At 36.9% G+C, this 21,618-nt stretch carries 24 protein-coding genes, 1 tRNA gene and 2 riboswitches; of the genes, 13 read left to right on the plus strand and 12 right to left on the minus strand.

Going from position 1 to position 21,618, the window contains the following annotated elements:
* Positions 1–9 precede the first annotated feature (9 nt).
* Positions 10–2,568 (minus strand): vitamin B12-dependent ribonucleotide reductase, encoded by a 2,559-nt coding sequence (locus N782_RS08970; RefSeq protein ID WP_036818694.1) that lies wholly within the window; start codon positions 2,566–2,568, stop codon positions 10–12.
* A 488-nt stretch (positions 2,569–3,056) separates the two neighbouring features.
* Here N782_RS08970 and N782_RS08975 point away from each other — a divergent pair, with 488 nt between their 5' ends.
* Positions 3,057–3,428, plus strand: coding sequence for a rhodanese-like domain-containing protein (locus N782_RS08975; protein ID WP_036818697.1), 372 nt, complete (start codon positions 3,057–3,059; stop codon positions 3,426–3,428).
* Between the two features lie 40 nt (positions 3,429–3,468).
* On the opposite strand, the gene gcvPB is transcribed toward N782_RS08975, so the two are convergent.
* From gcvPB to gcvT, 3 genes are read right to left on the minus strand one after another with little or no spacing between them, the layout of a single operon-like run.
* A complete protein-coding gene (gcvPB, locus tag N782_RS08980; protein ID WP_036818700.1) occupies positions 3,469–4,923 on the minus strand; it encodes an aminomethyl-transferring glycine dehydrogenase subunit GcvPB in 1,455 nt (484 codons plus the stop codon).
* A complete protein-coding gene (gene gcvPA, locus N782_RS08985) occupies positions 4,913–6,262 on the minus strand; it encodes an aminomethyl-transferring glycine dehydrogenase subunit GcvPA (protein ID WP_036818702.1) in 1,350 nt (449 codons plus the stop codon). Before gcvPA ends, gcvPB begins: the two co-directional genes overlap by 11 nt.
* Before the next feature lie 24 nt (positions 6,263–6,286).
* Positions 6,287–7,390 carry a glycine cleavage system aminomethyltransferase GcvT gene (gcvT, locus tag N782_RS08990; protein ID WP_036818705.1) on the minus strand — a complete coding sequence of 368 codons (1,104 nt, stop codon included), beginning with the start codon at positions 7,388–7,390 and terminating at the stop codon, positions 6,287–6,289.
* Positions 7,391–7,487: 97 nt separating this feature from the next.
* A riboswitch (glycine riboswitch) is annotated at positions 7,488–7,596 on the minus strand.
* Positions 7,597–7,599: 3 nt separating this feature from the next.
* Positions 7,600–7,693: riboswitch (glycine riboswitch) on the minus strand.
* A 165-nt stretch (positions 7,694–7,858) separates the two neighbouring features.
* Between gcvT and N782_RS08995 the strand changes: the two genes are divergently transcribed.
* Both N782_RS08995 and N782_RS09000 read left to right on the plus strand, forming a co-directional pair.
* Positions 7,859–9,520: a DEAD/DEAH box helicase gene (locus N782_RS08995; protein ID WP_036818707.1), complete on the plus strand. Its 1,662-nt coding sequence runs from the start codon at positions 7,859–7,861 to the stop codon at positions 9,518–9,520.
* Positions 9,498–10,346 carry a YqhG family protein gene (locus tag N782_RS09000; protein ID WP_036818709.1) on the plus strand — a complete coding sequence of 283 codons (849 nt, stop codon included), beginning with the start codon at positions 9,498–9,500 and terminating at the stop codon, positions 10,344–10,346. Before N782_RS08995 ends, N782_RS09000 begins: the two co-directional genes overlap by 23 nt.
* Positions 10,347–10,383: 37 nt before the next feature.
* Here N782_RS09000 and N782_RS09005 read toward each other — a convergent pair whose 3' ends face one another.
* Positions 10,384–10,578, minus strand: a complete 195-nt coding sequence (locus tag N782_RS09005) for a YqzE family protein (RefSeq protein WP_036818711.1) — start codon at positions 10,576–10,578, stop codon at positions 10,384–10,386.
* Positions 10,579–10,621: 43 nt separating this feature from the next.
* Entirely contained in the window at positions 10,622–11,119 is a 498-nt protein-coding gene (locus N782_RS09010) for a shikimate kinase (RefSeq protein ID WP_052111263.1), read from the minus strand.
* Positions 11,120–11,278: 159 nt separating this feature from the next.
* Between N782_RS09010 and comGA the strand changes: the two genes are divergently transcribed.
* The 8 genes from comGA to N782_RS09050 all read left to right on the plus strand — a co-directional run bounded on the left by comGA (position 11,279) and on the right by N782_RS09050 (position 15,287).
* A complete protein-coding gene (gene comGA / locus N782_RS09015; protein WP_036818715.1) occupies positions 11,279–12,286 on the plus strand; it encodes a competence type IV pilus ATPase ComGA in 1,008 nt (335 codons plus the stop codon).
* Positions 12,252–13,313: a competence type IV pilus assembly protein ComGB gene (gene comGB, locus N782_RS09020; RefSeq protein WP_036818716.1), complete on the plus strand. Its 1,062-nt coding sequence runs from the start codon at positions 12,252–12,254 to the stop codon at positions 13,311–13,313. Before comGA ends, comGB begins: the two co-directional genes overlap by 35 nt.
* 15 nt (positions 13,314–13,328) lie before the next feature.
* Positions 13,329–13,634, plus strand: a complete 306-nt coding sequence (gene comGC / locus N782_RS09025; protein ID WP_036818719.1) for a competence type IV pilus major pilin ComGC — start codon at positions 13,329–13,331, stop codon at positions 13,632–13,634.
* Complete coding sequence (gene comGD, locus N782_RS09030; protein ID WP_084103034.1) at positions 13,624–14,058, plus strand: competence type IV pilus minor pilin ComGD; 435 nt, start codon at positions 13,624–13,626, stop codon at positions 14,056–14,058. Before comGC ends, comGD begins: the two co-directional genes overlap by 11 nt.
* Positions 14,042–14,386 (plus strand): hypothetical protein, encoded by a 345-nt coding sequence (locus N782_RS09035; RefSeq protein ID WP_036818725.1) that lies wholly within the window; start codon positions 14,042–14,044, stop codon positions 14,384–14,386. The genes comGD and N782_RS09035 overlap by 17 nt, the downstream gene beginning before the upstream one ends.
* Entirely contained in the window at positions 14,367–14,801 is a 435-nt protein-coding gene (gene comGF, locus N782_RS09040) for a competence type IV pilus minor pilin ComGF (RefSeq protein ID WP_036818727.1), read from the plus strand. The genes N782_RS09035 and comGF overlap by 20 nt, the downstream gene beginning before the upstream one ends.
* Entirely contained in the window at positions 14,767–15,144 is a 378-nt protein-coding gene (locus tag N782_RS09045) for a hypothetical protein (protein WP_036818729.1), read from the plus strand. Before comGF ends, N782_RS09045 begins: the two co-directional genes overlap by 35 nt.
* A 71-nt stretch (positions 15,145–15,215) precedes the next feature.
* Positions 15,216–15,287, plus strand: a tRNA-Gln gene (locus N782_RS09050).
* 201 nt (positions 15,288–15,488) lie between these two features.
* On the opposite strand, the gene N782_RS09055 is transcribed toward N782_RS09050, so the two are convergent.
* Positions 15,489–15,875, minus strand: coding sequence for a Spx/MgsR family RNA polymerase-binding regulatory protein (locus tag N782_RS09055; protein ID WP_036818730.1), 387 nt, complete (start codon positions 15,873–15,875; stop codon positions 15,489–15,491).
* 336 nt (positions 15,876–16,211) lie between these two features.
* Between N782_RS09055 and N782_RS09060 the strand changes: the two genes are divergently transcribed.
* The gene (locus tag N782_RS09060) at positions 16,212–16,454 is read left to right on the plus strand and encodes a DUF2626 domain-containing protein (protein WP_036818731.1); all 243 of its coding nucleotides are present in this window, start codon (positions 16,212–16,214) and stop codon (positions 16,452–16,454) included.
* Between the two features lie 177 nt (positions 16,455–16,631).
* Here the strand turns inward: N782_RS09060 and N782_RS09065 are convergent, their stop codons facing one another.
* Complete coding sequence (locus tag N782_RS09065; protein ID WP_052111264.1) at positions 16,632–17,693, minus strand: SAM-dependent methyltransferase; 1,062 nt, start codon at positions 17,691–17,693, stop codon at positions 16,632–16,634.
* Between the two features lie 177 nt (positions 17,694–17,870).
* Positions 17,871–18,497: an MBL fold metallo-hydrolase gene (locus tag N782_RS09070; protein ID WP_036818735.1), complete on the minus strand. Its 627-nt coding sequence runs from the start codon at positions 18,495–18,497 to the stop codon at positions 17,871–17,873.
* Positions 18,498–18,663: 166 nt separating this feature from the next.
* Here N782_RS09070 and N782_RS09075 point away from each other — a divergent pair, with 166 nt between their 5' ends.
* The gene (locus N782_RS09075; protein ID WP_036818737.1) at positions 18,664–18,846 is read left to right on the plus strand and encodes a DUF2759 domain-containing protein; all 183 of its coding nucleotides are present in this window, start codon (positions 18,664–18,666) and stop codon (positions 18,844–18,846) included.
* Between the two features lie 73 nt (positions 18,847–18,919).
* On the opposite strand, the gene N782_RS09080 is transcribed toward N782_RS09075, so the two are convergent.
* The 3 genes from N782_RS09080 to N782_RS09090 form a co-directional block, all read right to left on the minus strand.
* Complete coding sequence (locus tag N782_RS09080) at positions 18,920–19,690, minus strand: ABC transporter permease (RefSeq protein ID WP_052111265.1); 771 nt, start codon at positions 19,688–19,690, stop codon at positions 18,920–18,922.
* Between the two features lie 21 nt (positions 19,691–19,711).
* Complete coding sequence (locus tag N782_RS09085; RefSeq protein WP_237582632.1) at positions 19,712–20,407, minus strand: ABC transporter ATP-binding protein; 696 nt, start codon at positions 20,405–20,407, stop codon at positions 19,712–19,714.
* Between the two features lie 259 nt (positions 20,408–20,666).
* Entirely contained in the window at positions 20,667–21,563 is an 897-nt protein-coding gene (locus N782_RS09090; protein ID WP_052111266.1) for a M14 family metallopeptidase, read from the minus strand.
* Positions 21,564–21,618 lie beyond the last annotated feature (55 nt).

The following is a 21,618-nucleotide window of genomic DNA, read 5'->3' on the forward strand; positions in this document are numbered from 1 at the left end:
TCGTCTATCCTATAATCCACATTTCAGCTGTGCTCCACAATTCATACAAGTATTGCAACCGCCAACATCTTGAATTTTACCTTCTCGACATACTGGACATGTATTTCCTACTTCGGATCCAATCGTGACATCTGTCTTGTCTAACTCGTGTACCGTATCCATTAGGACTACTTTAGGTTGCTCGTTTTCGAACAATTCTTGTTGTTCTTCTACTTTATTGTCCTCTGCCTTAAGTGTGAGTACTTGAGCATCACGGCTACCATCCACATAAACAGTTCCACCTTTTGCTCCTCCTCGATAGAGGCGTTGATATACTTGCTCCACTTGTTCCACGCTATAGCCTTTAGGAGCGTTTACTGTCTTCGATATAGAACTATCAACCCAGCGCTGAATGACACATTGTGTATCTGCATGGGCTTCTGGTGAAAGACTCATGGCAGTGACGAACCATTCAGGCAAGTTGTCTGGATCTTGTTCAGGGTGCTCATCCAAGTATTCTTGAACAATACTTGCTTTTACCTCAATAAACTTACCTAATCGTCCACTACGGAAGTAAGAGAAAGAGAAGTATGGCTCAAGCCCTGTTGAAACTCCCACCATTGTACCTGTCGAACCTGTAGGAGCTACAGTTAACAAGTGAGAGTTGCGAATACCATGATCTAATATACCCTGGCGTATATCCTCCGGCATTCCTTTCATATAACCTGTATTAATAAATTGCTCACGAAGTTGCTTTGTCTCATCTTCCGTCTGACCAATGAGGAACGGGAAGCTGCCTTTTTCCTTAGCCAATTCTATAGAAGCTCTGTATGCAGTGGTTGCAATTGTTTCAAATATTTGATCAACTACTTCATTACCTTCTTTTGAACCATAGGCAGTTTCTGTGTAAATTAATAAATCATGAAGACCCATTACACCTAAGCCTACACGGCGTTCTCCAAGTGCCTGCTTTTTATTTTCTTCAAGAAAATATGGTGTAGCATCAATTACGTTATCTTGCATTCGCACGCCTGTTTGAACCGTTTGCTTCAACTTTTCATAGTCAACTTCCTTTGTTTCTTTATTTGCAAAAGAAGCAAGGTTTACAGCCGCTAAGTTACATACCGAGTATGGAGCTAGTGGTTGTTCTCCACAAGGATTTGTTGCGACTACCTTTTGACCATAACTTGTTGCATTGGTCTTTTCATTGGCGTTATCAATAAAGAAAATGCCTGGTTCAGCTGAATAGGTAGCACAAATATTAATTAAATTCCAAAGTTCATTCGCTTTCATGCGACGGTGTGTCTTCACCTTATACCCCATTGCTTCCCACTCACGGACATCTCCAATTTCTTGCCATTTCTCATTATATGCTTTCATGTCTTCAGGAGAGTAATTTTCTACGTCTGGGAAGCGTAGGTCATAGTAACCATCCTGTTCAACAGCTTCCATAAAATCATTTGTTAAGCATACAGAGATGTTCGCTCCAGTTAAAAACTCAGAATTGTGAACGTCATAGTTACCGCCTAAGCGTAGCTTTTCTTCCGCTTCAGCTATTACTTTATTGGTAAATCCTCCTTGGCCTTCAATCGCTTTATAATTAACAATTCCCTGATACATGTCTCGTTCCGTTTCTGTAAGAGGAGTGAATTTTAATTTCGATTGGGCCTGGCGCTTAATTTCTTCGTCTTCTGTGGTCTCAATTAGGAACCGTAGAATGCGGGGATTCTGCATTTTTGAAATAATAAATTCAATAATATCAGGATGCCAATCTGCTTGCATAATCATTTGCGCTCCCCGTCTTGAACCACCTTGTTCTACGAGGTGTGTTAACTTGGCGATATCATCGAGCCAAGAAACAGAACCTGATGATTTACCATTTACTCCTCTTGCTAGAGCGTTTCTTGGCCGAAGCGTAGAACCGTTTGTTCCAACGCCTCCTCCGCGGGACATGATTTCCATCACTTGCTTCCGATGGTCTGATATCCCCTCTCGAGAGTCTTGAATGAAAGGCATTACATAACAGTTGAAGTAAGTAACATCTGTATCAGCCCCAGCTCCATATAATACACGCCCAGCAGGAATAAAGTTTAGATTTGATAGTTCTTCATAGAAATGCTTAAACCATTCCTGTTTATTGGTTTCATCCACTTCTACTTCCGCCAAGCCAGTAGCATTACGCAGGGCTACTTGTTCGTAAAAAATCTCAAGCGGTTTGTCTATTACATCTAGTGAACGAGTAATAATGCCCGTTTCAGCTTCTTCTTGGTTATCCAATACATGAACGAATTCTGGCTCAACTTTAACTTGAGCTTTTGATACTTCCCAATCTATAGATTGTATGTAGCCTAATCCTCTAGCAGGAAATTTAGGATCTTCCTTAATGGTTAGAACTACAAAATCTCCTGATGCTAGTGTGATTTTCTCTGTGTCCTTAAAAGCATATCGATCTAACATCACAAGTCTTGATACCCCTGAGTGTGTTATATGCATATCAGCTGTAACCGGATGAACTTGAGGGAACATCCCGATATCTTTATTCAGTTGATCTATGTTGATATGTTTTAGTGAATCTTTCACCGCCTGCATGATCCATCTCTCCTCTATCGCGTAGAATGCGTTGAGTTCGACATCTATTGATGAATATCAGCGCTTGTAGCCGCTCAACTTTTGCTATATATAACTTACCATAGTCCTCTCCTTGGTTCAATATAAAAGTTCAATATATAGTGTTCTTTGAAAAGAATTTACACTATATATTGTGTTTTGAACAAAACCCAATCCATTTGTCAATCTGAAAAATCTAAGAAAATAAAAGAATATATAAGGTATTTGTCGTATAAATCGACAATTCCCTCTACAAATCCCTAATTTACTACTTGCAAATAAATTGGATATATCGACGCTATACTCAATCTATACATTGAGTGTTTGAACCAGTAAGTACACTAAGTTATAATTCCTCTTAGAAAAAGAAGCAAACTAGAAAGGTTTCATTTTTGGATAAAAAAACTTTGAAACTTATTTCAAACAGAACTATAATAGATTAGGAAACAAGAGAGATAGGGGGAGTTACGATGTGGATTTTTATTGTTGGACTAGCACTCATAATTGGCTATGCCGTTATTAGATATGTAAATCAACGTCGTTATTTAACGACACTGACACCAGAACAATTTCGTGAAGGGTACCGTAAAGCTCAACTGATTGATGTTCGGGAACCTAACGAATTTAAAGCAGGTCATATACTTGGAGCTCGAAACATCCCAGTAACTCAATTAAAACAACGTTTGCAGGAAGTTCGTCCAGATAAACCCGTTTACTTGTATTGCCAAAATCAAACACGTTCATCAAGAGCAGCGAACGTCCTTCATAAAAATGGATACGAGCAACTTCATGTCCTACAAGGTGGATTCAAGAAATGGGACGGTAAAATTAAACAGAGTTAATAGGAAAGATCCTCAACTACATGTTGAGGATCTTTTTAGTCTATTCTTTTTTATATGTTAATACTGGTTTACGTGCTGCTGTGGTTTCGTCTAGTCGACTTACTATGGTTGTATGAGGTGCTTCTTGTACAACCTCAGGATTCTCTTTTACCTCTTTAGAGATTTGCCTCATAACAGCAATAAACTCATCTAGTGTTTCTTTTGCTTCTGTCTCTGTTGGTTCCACCATCATCGCTTCCTCTACATTAATAGGAAAGTAAATGGTAGGTGGATGATAGCCAAAGTCTAGTAATCGTTTAGCTATATCTAGTGTTCGCACCCCTAGTTTCTTTTGACGTTTACCAGAAAGCACGAATTCATGTTTACAATGCTGTGTAAATGGTAAATCAAAATCCTTTTGTAACTCTCTCATCATATAATTCGCGTTTAAGACTGCATACTCACTTACTTGACGAAGTCCCTCAGGTCCCATTGTGCGAATATACGTGTATGCCCTAACGTTGATACCAAAATTACCAAAGTAGGGTTTCACTCTACCTATTGATTGTGGGCGATCATGTTCAAATACAAATCGATCATGTTGCTTCTTTAATAGCGGCTTTGGTAAATAAGGTGCCAACTCTGAAGTCACCCCTACAGGACCAGAACCAGGACCACCACCACCATGAGGACCAGTAAATGTTTTATGCAAATTAAGGTGAACTACATCAAAGCCCATATCTCCAGGACGAGCGTATCCTAGAATGGCATTCAAATTCGCTCCATCATAATATAATTTTCCGCCAGCTCCATGAACAATCTCAGCCATTTCAAGAATATGTTCTTCAAATAACCCAAGCGTGTTCGGATTTGTTAACATCAGTGCAGCGGTGTTCTCATCCACAACTCTTCTTAAATCATCTAAATCAACTAATCCCTGCTCATTGGATTTTACAGTAACCGCCTCAAAACCTGCAACGGTAGCTGAAGCGGGATTCGTACCATGCGCTGAATCTGGAACGATTACTTTGGTGCGATGATAATCTCCATTTGTTTCATGAAAAGCCCGAATCATCATTAATCCAGTCCATTCCCCATGAGCTCCAGCAGCAGGCTGAAGGGTAACCGTGTTCATACCTGTAATAGCTTCTAAAGAGGTTTGGAGATCATACATTAACTCTAAAGCACCTTGAACGCTATCAGGATCTTGTAACGGGTGAATATGACTTAATCCTGTCATGCGAGCTACATCTTCATTAATTTTTGGATTATACTTCATAGTGCAGGAACCCAATGGATAAAATCCTGAATCAACACCATGGTTTCTTGTCGATAATGCCGTATAATGACGCATTATTTGAAGTTCACTCACCTCTGGTAAATCCGCATCATTCTTTCGAACATAAGGCTCTTCTAGTTCAATCTCTACTTCAGGTACATCTAACTCCGGCAAACTATACCCCATACGCCCTTCTTGACTACGTTCAAAAATCAGTGGAAAGTTTTCATTCATCATGTATATCCCTCAATTCTCTGACAAAGCCATCAATTTCTTCTTTTGTACGCATTTCGGTAATAGCAATTAACATACAACCACTTAGACTTGGGTCGATCGATTCCAGATCGAAACCACCAATATACCCTTTTTCCTGAAGCTTTTGATTTATAGTCTTAATTGACTTTTGAAATACAACTACAATCTCATTGAAAAATGCTCCCTCATACTTTACCTCAATACCCGCTTCCTTAAATTGAGTGTATGCATAACGAGCTTTTTGCATATTTTGGTATGCCATATCTTTTAGACCTTGTTTTCCTAGTGCACTTAAAGCTACAGATGTTGCTAATGCATTTAATGCTTGATTAGAGCAAATATTAGAGGTCGCTTTATCTCGTCTGATATGTTGCTCACGAGCTTGCAGAGTAAGAACAAAGCCTCTTCGGCCTTCCTCATCTTTTGTTTGTCCAACTAGCCGACCAGGCACCTTTCGCATCAATTTACTTGTAGTAGCAAAATAACCACAATGCGGTCCCCCAAATTGTCCTGGTATTCCAAATACTTGTGTATCTCCTACCACAATATCTGCTCCAAACTCTCCTGGTGGAGTTAGGTACCCTAAGGAAAGTGGGTTACTTGAGACAATAAACATTGCTTTATAATTTTCAAGAAGTTTTTGCACCTTCGCTAATGGTTCGACTTGACCATAAAAGTTTGGATAAGATAGGACAACACTCGCAGTATTTTCGTCGAGTTCTTGTTCAAGAGCCTCGATATCCGTTATTCCATCCTTCGTATCAATTTCGATAACTTCCAAATTTGGACCTTTGGCATATGTTTGAATAACTTCTCTTGAATGTGGGTGAATTGCTTTTGATACAATGACTTTCTTTTTCTTCGTTTGGCCAGCACTTAATGTTACCGCTTCTGCAAGTGCTGTACCTCCGTCATACATGGAGGAATTAGATACTTCCATCCCTGTTAATTCAGTAATCATTGTTTGGAATTCAAATATTGCTTGTAGCTCACCTTGAGAGATTTCAGGCTGATATGGCGTATAAGCCGTATAGAATTCTGAACGTGAAATAACGTGGTTTACAATAGAAGGAATGTAATGATCATACACTCCGGCCCCTAAGAACGATGTATGTTCTTGAGTGTTTATATTTTTATTTGCTAAGCGTGACATTTCACGCACTAATACAGGTTCACTTAAAGCTGGCTTTATTTGAAGATCGCCTTTATAACGGATCGCCTCTGGAATGTCTTGAAACAATTCATCAGTAGACTTCACCCCAATAGCCTCCAGCATGGATTCCTTATCTTCGGCTGTCATTGGTAAATATCGAAATGCCATGGATGTTTTCCCCCTTTACATGCTCTATGATCTTTTATAAAACGGAGTTGGTACCACTTTGGCACGAAGCTTCCGCTTACGTACTTGAACGACAACCTCTTGTCCTTCCGATGTAAACGCAACTGGTAATAACGCTAAACCGATTCGTTTATCTAAGGTAGGAGATTGAGTTCCTGATGTGATAAAACCTACCTGTTCATCCTCTACAAACACAGGGTATCCATGACGAGGTATCCCTTTATCAATCATTTCTATACCAACAAGCTTACGTGCTGGCCCTTCTTCCTTTTGCTTTTTCAACACTTCTTTACCAATAAAGTCTGCTTCTTTATTTGTTTTAACTGCAAAGGAAAGTCCAGCTTCAACTGGCGTTATTTCGGAACTTAGCTCTTGTCCATATAAAGCTAGATTCGCTTCAAAACGAAGCGTATCCCTTGCTCCTAGCCCTACGGGTTGTAAGCCATCTTTCTCTCCTGTCTTAACAATGGATTGCCATAAAGCTTGTCCGGATTCTTGATCAAGATAGATTTCAAATCCATCCTCCCCTGTGTATCCCGTTCTGGATACCAGCGCTTTGTGCTCTACTCCTTCAAACGAGACATCCTGTTTAAAGCGAAAAAATTTAATTTCAGACAAATCCGTTTCTGTTAGTCTTTGCAAAATCATTTCTGCTTTAGGTCCCTGTATGGCCAGTTGCACGTAATGATGAGAGTGGTTTTCTACAGTTGCCTCTTCAGAAAGATTGTCTTTTAACCATTTAAAATCCTTCTCTGTATTAGCAGCATTCACCACAAGTAAATATTTTTGCTCTGCTAGCTTATATATCAACAAATCATCTACTGTTCCACCATTTTCATAACACATGATGGTATATTGTGCTCTATTTGGTGTTAATTTTGATACATCGTTTGTTAACATTTTTTGCAAAAAAGCTTCACTTTCAGGACCCTCTACATAAATCTCCCCCATATGAGAGACATCAAATAAACCAGCAGTACCTCGTGTTGCTTTGTGTTCCTCTATAATAGAAGAAAACTGTACAGGCATTTCCCATCCACCAAAGTCAACAGTTTTTGCACCAGCCTTTTCAAATTCAGGATAGAGAGGCGTTCGTTTTAAATCCGACATTCTAGTTCCCCCATTCAGCTTTACTCGATGATTTCTTATCATAATTTTCTGAAAAAAGACCATAAAAAAACAGAGAATTCACATGCTTAGTGATATTCCCTGTCCATTCACCAGAAAGTTTCACAGCTCCTATTGTAATCGCATTCATCACAAATAGAACTGCTTGCTTCTTGGGTGGCCCAAAATAAATCAGGCACTCTCCAGAGGTGCGTCCTACAAGAGTCTTTTTGCCTGAGAGATTCGCTACAAAATAGCTTGCTCCTTCGGCGCTACCATAAAAGTAGTCTCTCCTCTTGTAATCATTCGCTATTATGAAATTTGAAAAAATATGTAGCTATATCATAAAAACCATAAGTTATGTGAACAATAGATTATAAATTAGTGTCATTATACCATAGGGTTTCATAGGTGTGTACCTAAAAAACACCTTTAAAGATACGATATTCTATAATTTGAGGTGAGAATAGAATGAATCAAAATATCGATCTCCACACTTCGATTGATGCTTCATTGGAAAATGAGCTAATGTCAGAAGGTCCATTTTGTTCATGGGATTTATTTCAAATGGCCTATGAAACATCAAAAAAATTATCTACTCCTGAATTTAAGGGGCTTACGTCTCCTCAGTATTTACCTCAGGTAGACTTTCTACCTCACCAATTAGCATGTGCTGAACAGGTTGTTGAGCATATGAATGGTCGAGCTATTCTAGCAGATGAGGTTGGTCTAGGAAAAACAATTGAGGCTGGTCTTATATTAAAAGAATATATGATTAGAGGTCTTGTAAAAAAGGTGCTGATTTTAGCCCCAGCTTCCTTAGTAAATCAATGGGTATTAGAAATGAATCAGAAATTTTATATCCCTGCAGCAGCACAACGAAAATCCCACATATGGGGGTATGATGTGGTCGTCTCCTCTATGGATACAGCTAAAAGAGCCCCACATCGTGACATCATTTTAGATACGGATTACGATATGGTTATTATTGACGAAGCTCATAAATTAAAAAATCATAAAACCAAAAACTATGAATTTGTACAAAAGCTTAAGAAAAAATATTGCTTACTCCTTACAGCAACACCTGTTCAAAACCATCTAATAGATATATTCAACCTTGTTTCAATATTGAAACCCGGACATTTAGGAAACTATGAAGACTTTACAAAACGGTTCGGTAAAAACCGAAATCAACTCTCAAATGATCATCACTTAAAAACTCTAGTCAATAAAGTTATGGTACGTAACCGTCGAGATGAAACAGGTGTTGAGTGGACAAAAAGGCACGTAGAGACTGTGAATATAGAATTTACTAATGAAGAACAAAAGGCATATTCCTTTTTATCTGAAATCTCTAGTGGAGGTATGGCGTTTACAAACATTACTCTTTTAAGAGAGTTATGTTCTAGTAGAGAGGCTTGTTTTCTATCCATTCAAAACATGCTAAAAAATGAAGAGATTCATCCATCGCGTGCCGAACAGTTGCAAGAAATGATATCTCATATTGAACAAATGCCGCATCATGCTAAAGCAAAAAAAGTTGTTGAGCTTATTTCTAAGACGGATCAAAAATTTATTATTTTCACCGAATATCGTGCTTCTCAGTTTTATCTACAATGGTTTTTACAACAGCATGGGATTACTTCGGTTCCGTTTAGAGGCGGTTTTAAACGAAGTAAAAAGGATTGGATGAAGCAACTTTTCCAAAATCAAGCCCAGGTTCTTATTGCAACAGAAGCAGGCGGAGAAGGCATTAACCTTCAATTTTGTAATAACATGATAAATTATGATTTACCCTGGAACCCAATGCGGTTAGAGCAACGAATTGGACGGATTCATCGATTTGGGCAGAAGGAAGATGTGAATATTTATAATTTTGCTATTAAAGATACCATTGAAGAACATGTTCTATCTCTATTATATGAAAAAATTCACTTGTTCCAACGCGTAGTCGGGAATTTAGATGCAATATTACAGAAATTAGATATTGATAATATAGAAACAGAGATACAGGATATCTTTACTCAATCTGGCTCTGTAGGGGAAATGAAAGTGAAACTAAACAACCTTTCTTCTGTCATTTCCTATGCCCAAGAACAGGAGGGACAAGATGAAACAAGCGGAGCTTCATAATTTCTTGATACGTTATTTCACTGCAAATGATTGTGAAATTGTTGAGGATCAACAAGGTGTCATGACCGTTCAACTTACGGATGAGTTAGACGAAACACTGATGAATCGTCCTTTTTACTGGAACTATGTAAAACGTGTTGGTGGGAAAGGCATTCCTATGAAGGTTACTTTTATTACTAACCCGGAGAAAAAACAGGAAAAAGGAGAATGGATTCATTTCGGCTCACCCAGGTTACATCAAATGTTTAATACACTAAAAAACAAAGGGATGATAACGAAACAATATGAGAAGGTGGAGAATCTTGCCTCACAAACTTCCTTAACACCCTGGTTAGTATTAAATTTGAGTATTCATTATCAAGGTACCCAAAAAAGGAATGAAATCGTATCTGTTGGACTCCACCTAATAACTGGTGCAATAGTCCCTGACTTTATGGAAAAATTGAAAACGATTAAGCTAACTCCAATTATTCCTGATTATTGTTTCACTCTTACCCCTATCATACGAGTGAGCAGTGCCTTAAAGAGAATTGAAAAATATACACAAAATCAAATAAGCTCACATGACGATACTTGGGTGGAAGATTCTCATAAGAAACTTCATGAAGAAAAAGAGCTATTGGATTATTTTTATAGCAAACAGATTGAAGTAACAGATGAAATGTCTGAAGAGGAAATCGAGCATGTTAAGGGAGCAAAAGAACGGTATCAATCGGAAGTAGCAAAGCTTGCAGAACGCTTTGAGCCTAAAGTATCTTTAGAAATTATCAACGCCGGATTGTTTTACTTCGTTCAACAAACATCGTATTCTTTATTAAAGAGATAAACGAAAATAAAATTATATAAAAAAACAGAGGGTTATACTACCCTCTGTTTTTCCCTTTATTTCGTCTAAACAAAAATTTAATAGCAAACGGTAATACACCAAACATCTGAGTTGAAGCAGGTTTGCGGTGAAGCTTTTTATCCTCTTTCCGCTTCTGCTTTTCTTCATGTGGCATGTCCATGTATTTCACTAATTCTTGAGTCATGAATTTCACATAGTCATTACCAGACATAACACTCACCTCTGATTGTGCATTTACTACTAGTATCTCCTTCTTAAGATGATTTTATAACCTCTTTAAGCTCATGAATTAACGTTTCAACTTCTTTATCATCTGTTTCGACAACATAGTGAGCAAATTGTCTATACAATGGTAAACGCCTCTCGTATAAGGCTTTTCGTTTATCCAAATCTTGATTCCAAAGTGGGCGATTTTCATCCTCTTGAAGCCGTTTACTTATCGTCTCAAAGTTTGTATGTAAATAAACAATAATACCATTCTTAGTCATAATATCTTTATTTTCAGGAATCTCAATAATTCCGCCACCTGTAGCAATGACCGCCTCTTTAGTACTTAACCGCTCTAAGGCATCGGATTCATGCGATCTAAACCCGTCCTCGCCTTGCTCAGCAAATATAGCGGGAATTGATTTTTGTGTGACTTCTTCTATATATGAGTCTGTGTCAATAAACGAGACACCTAAAGATGTAGCCAATTCTTTGCCTACACTTGATTTTCCGCTTCCCATAAATCCAATTAAGTAAATATTCATCATCCAGCTCTCCCTTCGTAACATGTACAACTTAATGATTTATTATAGCGAATAAATAGGGGTTACTTACAAGAAAAAATTTTTAAAAAGAATAAAGGAATATAAGAAGTTTTGTCGAAATAGCTACTGTAGCAAAAAACAGGAGGTGTTATATGAAAAATGAATGTATCACAAGAAACCGATGAATTTATCTTAGATGCTATTTCCTCTCAAGCCTCAGATATCCATTTTTGTCCGTTTGGAGACAACGTGATTGTTTATTATCGAATCCATGGACAACGAATCCAGAAACAAACGCTCCCACTATCCAAATATCAGCCATTACTCTCTTATTTGAAATTCACATCTGGCATGGATATTGGAGAAATCCTTGTTCCTCAAAATGGAGTGTCATTTCTTAAGCAGAATGAAACATCCTACGCTTTACGATTATCTACCCTCCCCATCCAATCAACTGAAAGTCTTGCCATTCGAATTCTCCCTCAAAGACAGGTACCGAAACTCAATGAACTATTTTTATATCCAAACCAGCTAAAACACATTAAATCTTGGATGAATCACAGATCCGGACTAATTTTATTCACAGGTCCTACCGGAAGTGGTAAAACAACTACATTATATGCATTACTACAATCTCTTTTAGCAGAACGATCCGTTCAGACAATTACATTAGAGGATCCTATTGAAAATCAACTAAAAGATATTCTCCAAGTTCAAGTAAATGAAAAAGCAGGAATTGACTATAACGCAGGCTTGAAGGCTGCACTACGCCATGACCCCGACATCCTCATGGTAGGTGAAATTCGTGATGCTAGCACTGCACAATTCGCTATAAGGGCAGCTCAAACAGGCCATTTGGTATTATCGAGTTTACATGCAAAAGACGCGTTTGGGACGCTTTCTCGAATGCTTGAGATGGGAGTTACAAAATCCGACCTTCAACAAACCCTTGTAGCTGTTGCCTCTCAACAACTCCTACCACTACTTCACGATGATTTAGGGACCCTTCCACATTCTCGAGCAGCTGTTTTAGAGCTATTAGATAACGAACACTTAAAGAATGCTTTCAAGGGATTTTCTCCTTACGAAGACGAATCCTACTCTTCTTTTCATCGCTTAAGGAGGAAAGCCTATGCTCTCGGCTTCGTTTCCAAACAAATTATTTAAATCATGGTTTTCACATTCGATTCCTTTACAAAAACAACAACGCTTTCTCAGAAGGCTTTCTCTTCTAATAGGAAGAGGATACTCTCTTGTTTCTGCACTAGAAGTGTTACAGTATGATACACAACAAGAAGTTCTGGTTATCAGTATTAAGGAGGGATTGTTATCAGGGGAATCCCTAGACCAAGTTTTATCCAAACATGGTTTTTCAAAGTATGTTATATCGTATCTGTATTTTTCAAAAGCGTATGGTAATTTGCAACATGCACTAGATCAAAGTGCAGATTTATTAGAGAAGCAGCAGGATTTTATGATAAAAGGCAAAAAGGCGCTACAATACCCAGCCGTTTTATTATTTATCATGCTTACCTTGCTTACATTTGTAAAAACCCATTTACTTCCATCCTTTATCAATCTTTTTTCTTCAATGAATATTAATGAATCAGATTTGTTACACACTGTAAGATGGATGGATCGATTTCTTTATGGTTTCATATTTCTCATCATCACTCTCATCCTATGTATTGTTATTTGGAAAATCACTTCACGAAATATTTCTCTCCAAAACCGCCTCAAGATTTATCAAAACATACCCATATGTAAAACTTTTCTTCAAAAACAAACCACCTTCTTATTTGCCTTTCATATGAGCTCTCTGCTTTCTATAGGGCTCCCCATCCAAAAATGTTTACTTATAATAAAAGCCCAGAATCACTTCCCAATACTCAGTTGGTATGCTCAATCATTATATAAAGGATTAAGTGAAGGTCAAAGATTCCATACCTTAATTTCAAACCAAGTTCTCTTTGAAAAAAATTTATCAACAATCATCCAGAGAAATCAGTATGACGGTAACCTTGAATTAGATTTAAACATTTATGCTCAATGGATGATGGAAGAAATTCAATCCATTATTCACAAGATTTTAAATTGGGTTCAACCATCATTATTTCTGTTTTTAGGTGTGTTAATTATGGTTATTTATGCTTCTATTATGATGCCCCTATTCCAATGGATGAATCAAATGTAGAAAGGAAGTTCAATTATGAACAATGAAAAAGGTTTTACACTTATAGAGATGCTGATTGTTTTAATGATCATTTCCACTTTATTGCTCATTACCATACCGCATATATCTACCAATAATTCTGTTGTACAAAAGAAAGGGTGTGAAGCATTTATTAAGCTAGTCGAAACACAAGCACACACATATGAAATCGAAAATGGTGATTTCCCATCCAGCATTACAATCCTAATGGATGAAGGGTATTTAGAAAGCGAAACATGCCCTAATGGAGATACGCTTACACTAGAACCAAATGGGCTGGTTAAATTAGCAAGTGAAGAATAATCTAGCCCCTCCACGCAATGGTTTTACGCTGGTAGAAATGCTGATGGTTTTATCGGTTTGGACGATTCTTTTATCCATAGCGATTCCATTATCAACTTCCTTATACAGAGGGTATAAAGAGGAGTTGTTTCTAAACCAATTGAAGACTGATGTCCTTTATGTGCAACAAGAAACCATGACAAAAGGAGAAAATTTTAGTTTATTTCTAAAAAAAGATCATTACGAAATCTATAATCATCGACTAATACGGGAGGTACAATATCCTAAGGGGTGGTCAATTGAAACCTCCATCTCTAAAAGAATTCATTTTGATGTCAATGGGAGAAATAGATCGCCCGGAACATTTTATATACGCACCCCAAATAAATCTTATATAATGGTTTTCCCATTAGGTAAAGGAAGATTCTATGTTACAGAACAATAAAGGATATTTGGCAATAACTGAATTATATGCTTTCACCATATATATTTTTTTACTGCTATTTATCCTCCCTTCCCTTTTAACCATTCACCAAGAACAAATACGATTTGAAGAAAAACGTATGGTAATGCATCTGCTTCATAGTGAGTTACAAAAAGTAATATGGGATGCTACACTCGATTTTCCTACTTCTTATTCAATGAATTACAAACAAACTCCCATGCATTTTACATTTGAAGAGGAAACGAACGTAATTAGAGGTTGTGTGGAATGGACAAGCAAACGGGAAAAACAATCAAAGGAATGTTTCTATGCAAAAGCCTATAAATAAAAATGGTTTTACGTTTATTGAAGCCTTATTTGCATTAATACTTTCTTTACTTATTATCAGTAGTTTACCGTTTGTGGTAAAACAAATAGCCTCCTTTCACCCTTATGCTACTCTTGATGATATGGAAGCTAACCAGTTGTTTCAATTTATACAAGATGAGATCCACAAAACAATTTCCTTCACTAAGACCTCAAAAGGGATTGAGTTACTCCAATCAGACGGAAAAAGAATAACAATTGAACAATATGGATCAATTGTACGTAGACAAGTAAACGGTCAAGGGCATGAAACATTAATACATGACATTTCAGCGTTTAACAGCACCTCTTCAAATGAGCATACGGTAATGATTTCTGTAATCACTTTAAAAGGAGAATCGTATGAGAAAACGTTTAGCCTTATTCCAAAACGATAGTGGATTCGCACTACCAATCCTCCTTACACTTATCACCCTAACCTTCATTGTCCTTTCCGCTTTATTACTTGAACTCCAACACAGTCAAGCCTTAACCATTAATGAAAAAGAACAAATCCAACTCGATACTTTATTTCAAATGGCCCATGCAAGCGTACTAGAGGAATGTAGAGAACATACATTTCAAATGGACCATCATTATGTATATGACTTCTTTTACGGTAAAGTAACAGCAATAGGAAGCTTACAAGCTGATCAGAAAGTTCGAGTGGAATATCGGATAAACACAATAAATAATAGTGAAAAAGGACTCGTACAATATATATCAATGCCATCTGAATAATCATTTATGTAAAAATAAATATAAGTGTATAAGATGAAGAGAAACCTGGCAAGATAATATTGTAATTCCGTTGGGCTATAGCCAAGCGGTAAGGCAGCGGATTTTGATTCCGTCATGCGAAGGTTCGAATCCTTCTAGCCCAGTTTCACACTTACAGAAAACACCCTGGCCCATAGCCAGGGTGTTTTCATTTATTTTAGTACCACAGTAATTATAAATTTCTGGCGCTTAACGTGTCTAGCTTCAACGCTCAGCAACTAGCAAACTTATTGCTCCTTCTTACGATAAGTCAACATCGAATTGCATGCGCTTTTCATGTATGTTTGCAAGTTTGATTAGCGGATTTATGAAATATTTGATAGAAGAAAGTCCTGTTTTACTTTTGTAATACCCTTCAACCCTTCTTCGTTGTATCCTACTACGAGTTTTTCTCCATCGGTTACAATTGGTCTTCTTAACAATTTAGGTTCATCCATAACCAACTTAATAAATTCAGAAATACTTAAGTTATCTACATCGACATCCAATGATTTATATGTTTTTCCACGTGTTGCCAATATTTCGTCAATACCATTTGTTGTTAACTGCAATATTTCTAATAGCTCCTCATATGTTGGAGTTTCACGAAAAATATGGCGTTCTTTGAATGTAACCTCTTGATTTTTCAACCATGCTTTTGTTCTTCTACAAGATGTACAACTTGGATACGTATAAAATTTCAGCTCACTCATGTATAATCTCTCCCTTTTGTTAATATCTATAAGGACCTTTGTTATATACATTGTATAACCGTTGTACAACATTTGTACACACATTTGCTTGAAATTTTTTAAATTTTATTTTGATTAAAAAGGTTTATCAAGTCACTATAAGAGGTATGAAATATTTTAAAATAGAATGATAATCGTAAGCTCGGGTATACTTTTATAAGAAGCAAATAACTAAGATACTTCACTATAATCTTAAGGATTATGGATGCGGTTTACATGAATACATTTACAATCTTGCTTTAGTCGTTTATAATTACCATGATAAGTCACCTTTGGGATAAAGGAGGGGGATTCGGTATGGATCGTATGTTCCGCGTACTTGCCTTTTGGACAGGAATTTTCACTGTTATGTTTTTTGTCGGTGAAATGCCAGACGCGACGATGTTATTCTTAGTTCAAACAGTATTTTTCATAACACTAAGTTATCTCAAACTATCAGAGCGTATGTATATGTACATATTTGGCGCTTATTTAACAGTCTTCTTTATCGGATTTACGTATTATACTGCATTCTTATTAACCCCATCATTTGGGCACTAAAAAAACCCCTGCGTTTGTACCTAATAAACGCAGGGATTTTTTATTATCTAACGTTCGATTACATTCGCTGATCGTGCAGCAACATCGAACAAACATACAGCGTGTAGGCCTTAGCATATACGTCGCTAAGCAGACGCATTGAGCTTTTTGTTCACCATTTTCAAATGCATTTTCTGTTCATATTCTTTGAATACATACATCAAAACTATTTGTCATTTGGTCACCTAACACAAAGGACCTTATCGCTCGATTTTGCTTTTGATCTAAAGAAAATGGGTCTTGCCCAATATTATTTTGCAAGTGGTCAAGAATTCCCAAATGGAGTAACCAGTTATTTTGTTTAGTTCTCCATACTTTTTGTATACCCCTTTCTTCACAGATTTGCTCCCAAGTATTCCAATGTACATGATGTGTAATATCATATTCTCCAGGTGCCTCTAAAATATCATCAATAATGTGATGATTTCGATATCCTCTAAGGCTACCTTGCATCCTTGTGGGTTGCATACTTTCTTCATGGGTATAACCATAATCTATCGTCACTATCAGACCTCTTTTTATATAAGTGGAAAGGTATGAGGCTTGCTCGACCATATACAAAGGGACTTCCAGCTTTTGACCTTCCATTAATTTATATTGATAGGTTTTCAAGAACTGTAATACTTCCTTATCTGCAGGCTTTTTACATTCGATTAAAGTATTCTCCTGAACGGAGATTCCTACCTCATATACTAATCCATCCTCTTTTTTTACTACTTTTACAGGTTGGGCATCTAGCCATTCATTTGAAAAAATGATTCCTGAGAAATCACGGTTTTCTTCCCCCCATGATTGCAGTGACTCATATATGGAACATTCCTTAAATTCCTTCACTAATGAACAGGCTGTCCTTTGGTGTGTTAAACTTTTATCAATTAAATCATATTTAAACTCCTTGCCTGAGAAAGATAATGTGTCACATACGGTATGTGCAAATCGTCCATCCCCTCCACCTATTTCGCAAATATGCAATGGTAAATCTTCACAAACAGCAACTTTATTAAAATAGGAGGCAATCAGTTTCCCGAATATGTCCCCCACATGACTCGATGTGTAGAAATCACCTTTTTTACCGATTTTTGTTCCTTGTCTTTGATAATATCCATACACAGGATCATAAAGAGCATAGGAAATAAAGGTATCAAAAGGCATAAAATTCTCCTCTTGTCCTTGAATTAATGTTTGTAAGTATCTTTTCATATGCTCCTCCTAACTATTGGATTGGAAAGAACTGAATTTCGAGATGACTTTTATTACTAAGTGAGGGCAGAGTGAAACTAATGCAGGAAGGAGTTTTGATGAATATAGAAAAAGCAGGCATGTCCTACTTCATTTATAGGTATGCCTGCTTTTTCTTTTATATGTTATGCTTTCGAACTAATTTAGGAATGGATTCTCTTCTCTTTCTACTTCTACAGTTGTCATGTCGCCATGACCCGGACAGATTTCCATGTTATTTGGCAGATCAAGTAACTGGGTGTTTATACTGGATAGTAATGTTTCCATATTGCCACCTGGTAGATCCGTTCTTCCAATACCACCAGCAAATAATGTATCTCCAACTACTGCGAAGCCTGCATCATGGAATATAAATGAAATGCTACCAGGGGAATGACCAGGTGTATAGCGGGTCTCAAATGAAAATCCTTCAACATGTGTTGTACCTGCCCCTATAAAATGTTCAGCCTTTCGTGCTGTGATGCTAGAGGTAACCATTCCGAATAAAGCCGATCCATTTTTTTCTGGGTCCATTAACCAGTCTTGTTCTTCTTCATGCATATACACTTCAATTTCAAAGTGATCTCTTACTTCATCAAGAGCTCCTATATGATCAAAGTGAGCGTGTGTCAGTAAAATAGCAACAGGCTGTAACTCTCTTCTCTCAATCATTCGAATTAACTTGTCCGCATCTCCACCTGGGTCTACAATAAGCGCTTTCTTATCTTCTTTGATGATATAACAATTTGTTCCTAAAGGCCCTAATGGCAACTGTTCTAGCTTCATTAAAATACCCCCTAAAATAATGTATAAAACTATTAATAATATCTCGACAAACAAAGAAAAGTCGTTTAAAATGTATGAGAAGAATAGAAAAGATACATATTAATTATAGTATATGAAGATGTTTACCGTCTGCAATAGTAGATGTGTAAAAAGGAGGTTAAGGAATATGACATTAGCAATCATGATGTTATTCGTTACAATTCTTTGCGCAGTGGCTGTTTTCCGCGAATTGAAGACCAAAAATCTATTCGCAGTAGCTTTTGCGGGTATTTCAACGTTAGTATTTGGATTCTTCTCAATTATGACGATCATATCTCAGTTCACAAGTAGTGGTGGCGGCGGTCACTAAACTAATCCACAAATAACGTACAATCCTCTCATGATTATCGAGAGGATTTTTTATTGCTCCAAAAACCCTCTCCCTATTCACTTTCCATTCTTTTTAGTTGCATACGGTCATTATAAAAATACTTGTACGTCATAAGTGTTATGTATATAGCACTTATGGAAACAGCTGAAAAAATACTTAGAGAGATGACTAATTGATATTTTATTGCAGTTACAGGATTTACACCTCCGAGAATTAAACCAGTCATCATGCCTGGCAATTGAACGAGTCCAATTGTTTTCAACTGATCTACATTCGGTATCAATGAAGATTGTAATGTTTGTTGTAGTATAATCTTTGAAGATTGACTTGGTTTAGCACCTAAAGATAAAGCAGCCAGAATCCTTCCCTCATTCTCTTTAAATTCACTTCTCATCCTTTCTATTGCTAATCCCATAGCAACCATGCTATTCCCAATTACCATCCCGCTCATCGGAATAACTTGAGATGGTGTAAATTCTATCATATCTGCTAAAAGCCACAGTGATAACACACTACCTTCAATAAGAATTAACCCTATGACTATCGTAGATAACATTCTTGGAATTCCTTCGCCTTTTTTCTTGGCATGGAAACTGGCAACAGTAATCATAACAGATAACATGAGAGGGATACCTTGAATAGCAGGTAAATCAAATAAGAAATTTAAGGCATACCCTATTAAGAATAATTGAAGGGCACCTCTTATGGAAGACCAGATAATATCTCTTTTTAATCCTAACTGATAATAGTAGGATAACCATAACGGTACGAGGACAAATACAATTAAAAAAAGTAAAGACTGATTTGAGATTTCTGGTGACATTAGTACAACTCCTTCAATAATTTAAGCAAGAAATGACTGTAATGAGGTTGTAGTAGGGGTCTCAAGCAAATCGAGAATAAGTCCTGATTCTAAAATTTCACCTTCTGATAGGAATATACCTTTATCACCTAACCTTTTAGCCTGTTTAAGATTATGGGTGACCATGATCATTGTTAATTGATGTTCATGGATTAACTCCTCTAATACATCTTCTATTTCTTCTATAGTATGTTGGTCTAATGCACTCGTAGGCTCATCTAGTAATAATACTTCAGGTTTATTAGCTAGCGTCCTGGCCAATGACACACGTTGTTGCTCCCCTCCTGATAAATGGTTCACATCCCTACTTAGATATTCAGTGGGTAGTTGTACATATGCCAAAAGCTCTTCTCCATCTTGCTCACGCCAATCCCCTCTTAGAGATGGCCCGTATTTTATATTATCAAGGACTGTCCCTGGAAATAGATGCGGTGCTTGCATAACCAAACCTGCTTGATTCCTAAGATCAGGTATATGATAGGACTGTATGGGGTTGTCCTTGAAGTGAATCTTCCCTTCATCCGGATCCTGCAACCGATTAAATAAATGCAATAAGGTACTTTTGCCAGAACCAGAAGGACCAAAAATGATTACTTTCTCCCCTTTTTCTATTGTTACATTTATGTTTTGTAGGATTCCTTTGTGGACATTATGAAATGAATACATCGATTGGCTCAATACAAATCACCTTTCCTTATTAGTAAATTGCTGAAATATTGTTTCTCGATATGGATAAGATTCTTTAATTGATACCCAATCAGACAATACTTTCTGTTGGAGAACATTTAATAGACGTATGGTTTAGATTATTTTGCATAATGCTTTTGCTTTCTTTGTTGAAGTTATATGCAATTTACTTGTAGGGTTCCTCCTTTCTAAATAAAGATGCAGTATTCTTAGGTGCAAACGTATAGAGGGTATTACTTTTTCATGCCACTCATAAAATAAGACTACTCATACATATTTTACTTACTCGCCTGTCTTGCTCGTTAAAAGTGGACCATGGTAAGGGATTGATTCCCTTGCCAACCTCAATTGTGTACCCTTCTTTTCTAAAGTGTTGAATATACCAGTCTTTATAGCCAGCATGACTATCAATTGTACGTATAGGAAGATACCCACTCTTTTTTTGAAAGTTACTCACCACATCCTTGGAGATAGATGGTTCTGCTTGATTATATCCATAATAAATGACTTCACCTTGACTATGAAAAGCTAATACACGGTCAAATGAACGGTGAATAGATAATTGATGCATCGCTAAAGCCTCTGGTTCAGATAAAGGGCAATACCCAGGAAAGTCTCGAAAAGAGGGGAGAATGGGCTTTCTCTTTTGTTCTATATCCCAATTGGCCGGAAATTGATTATTTAAATCTACTCCCCTGATATTAGCCTTCCATGAAGTAAAGGTTTCATGATTATGCTGTGCATTTATTCTTTCAACAAGAGGCTTATATAACCCTGCAATTGCAGATCCGTAGTGGAACAAATCTACTCCGTCTGGATTAACCATTGGAACGATAGACAATTTAATTTGATCGTAGATATTTTGAGCATACACTCCTTCAATTTTGAGATCCTGCACGATTGCATTACAGTATCTTTCGAGTGACTTTATAAGTAATGGTGACGTAATCCATTCATTAGCATGAAAGGCTCCATTCCAATGAATTTTCTTTTCCCCTTCGCCTACACTTATTTCAAAAATTGGCCTACCTAATAAGGAGGTACCGATTACATTTAATACAATAAATGGGTACTTCTGTTGTAGTTCCAACACATTATTCCTACAAGAAATAGAATCATATTTACTGTGTAATCGTATCTCGCTCATCGCTTTGGTCTCCTTTTTACTTTCTATCATGTTGACACCATTATATAACTTCCAT

Origin of the sequence: Pontibacillus yanchengensis Y32 (assembly GCF_000770635.1) — a bacterium.
Lineage (GTDB): Bacteria > Bacillota > Bacilli > Bacillales > BH030062 > Pontibacillus > Pontibacillus yanchengensis.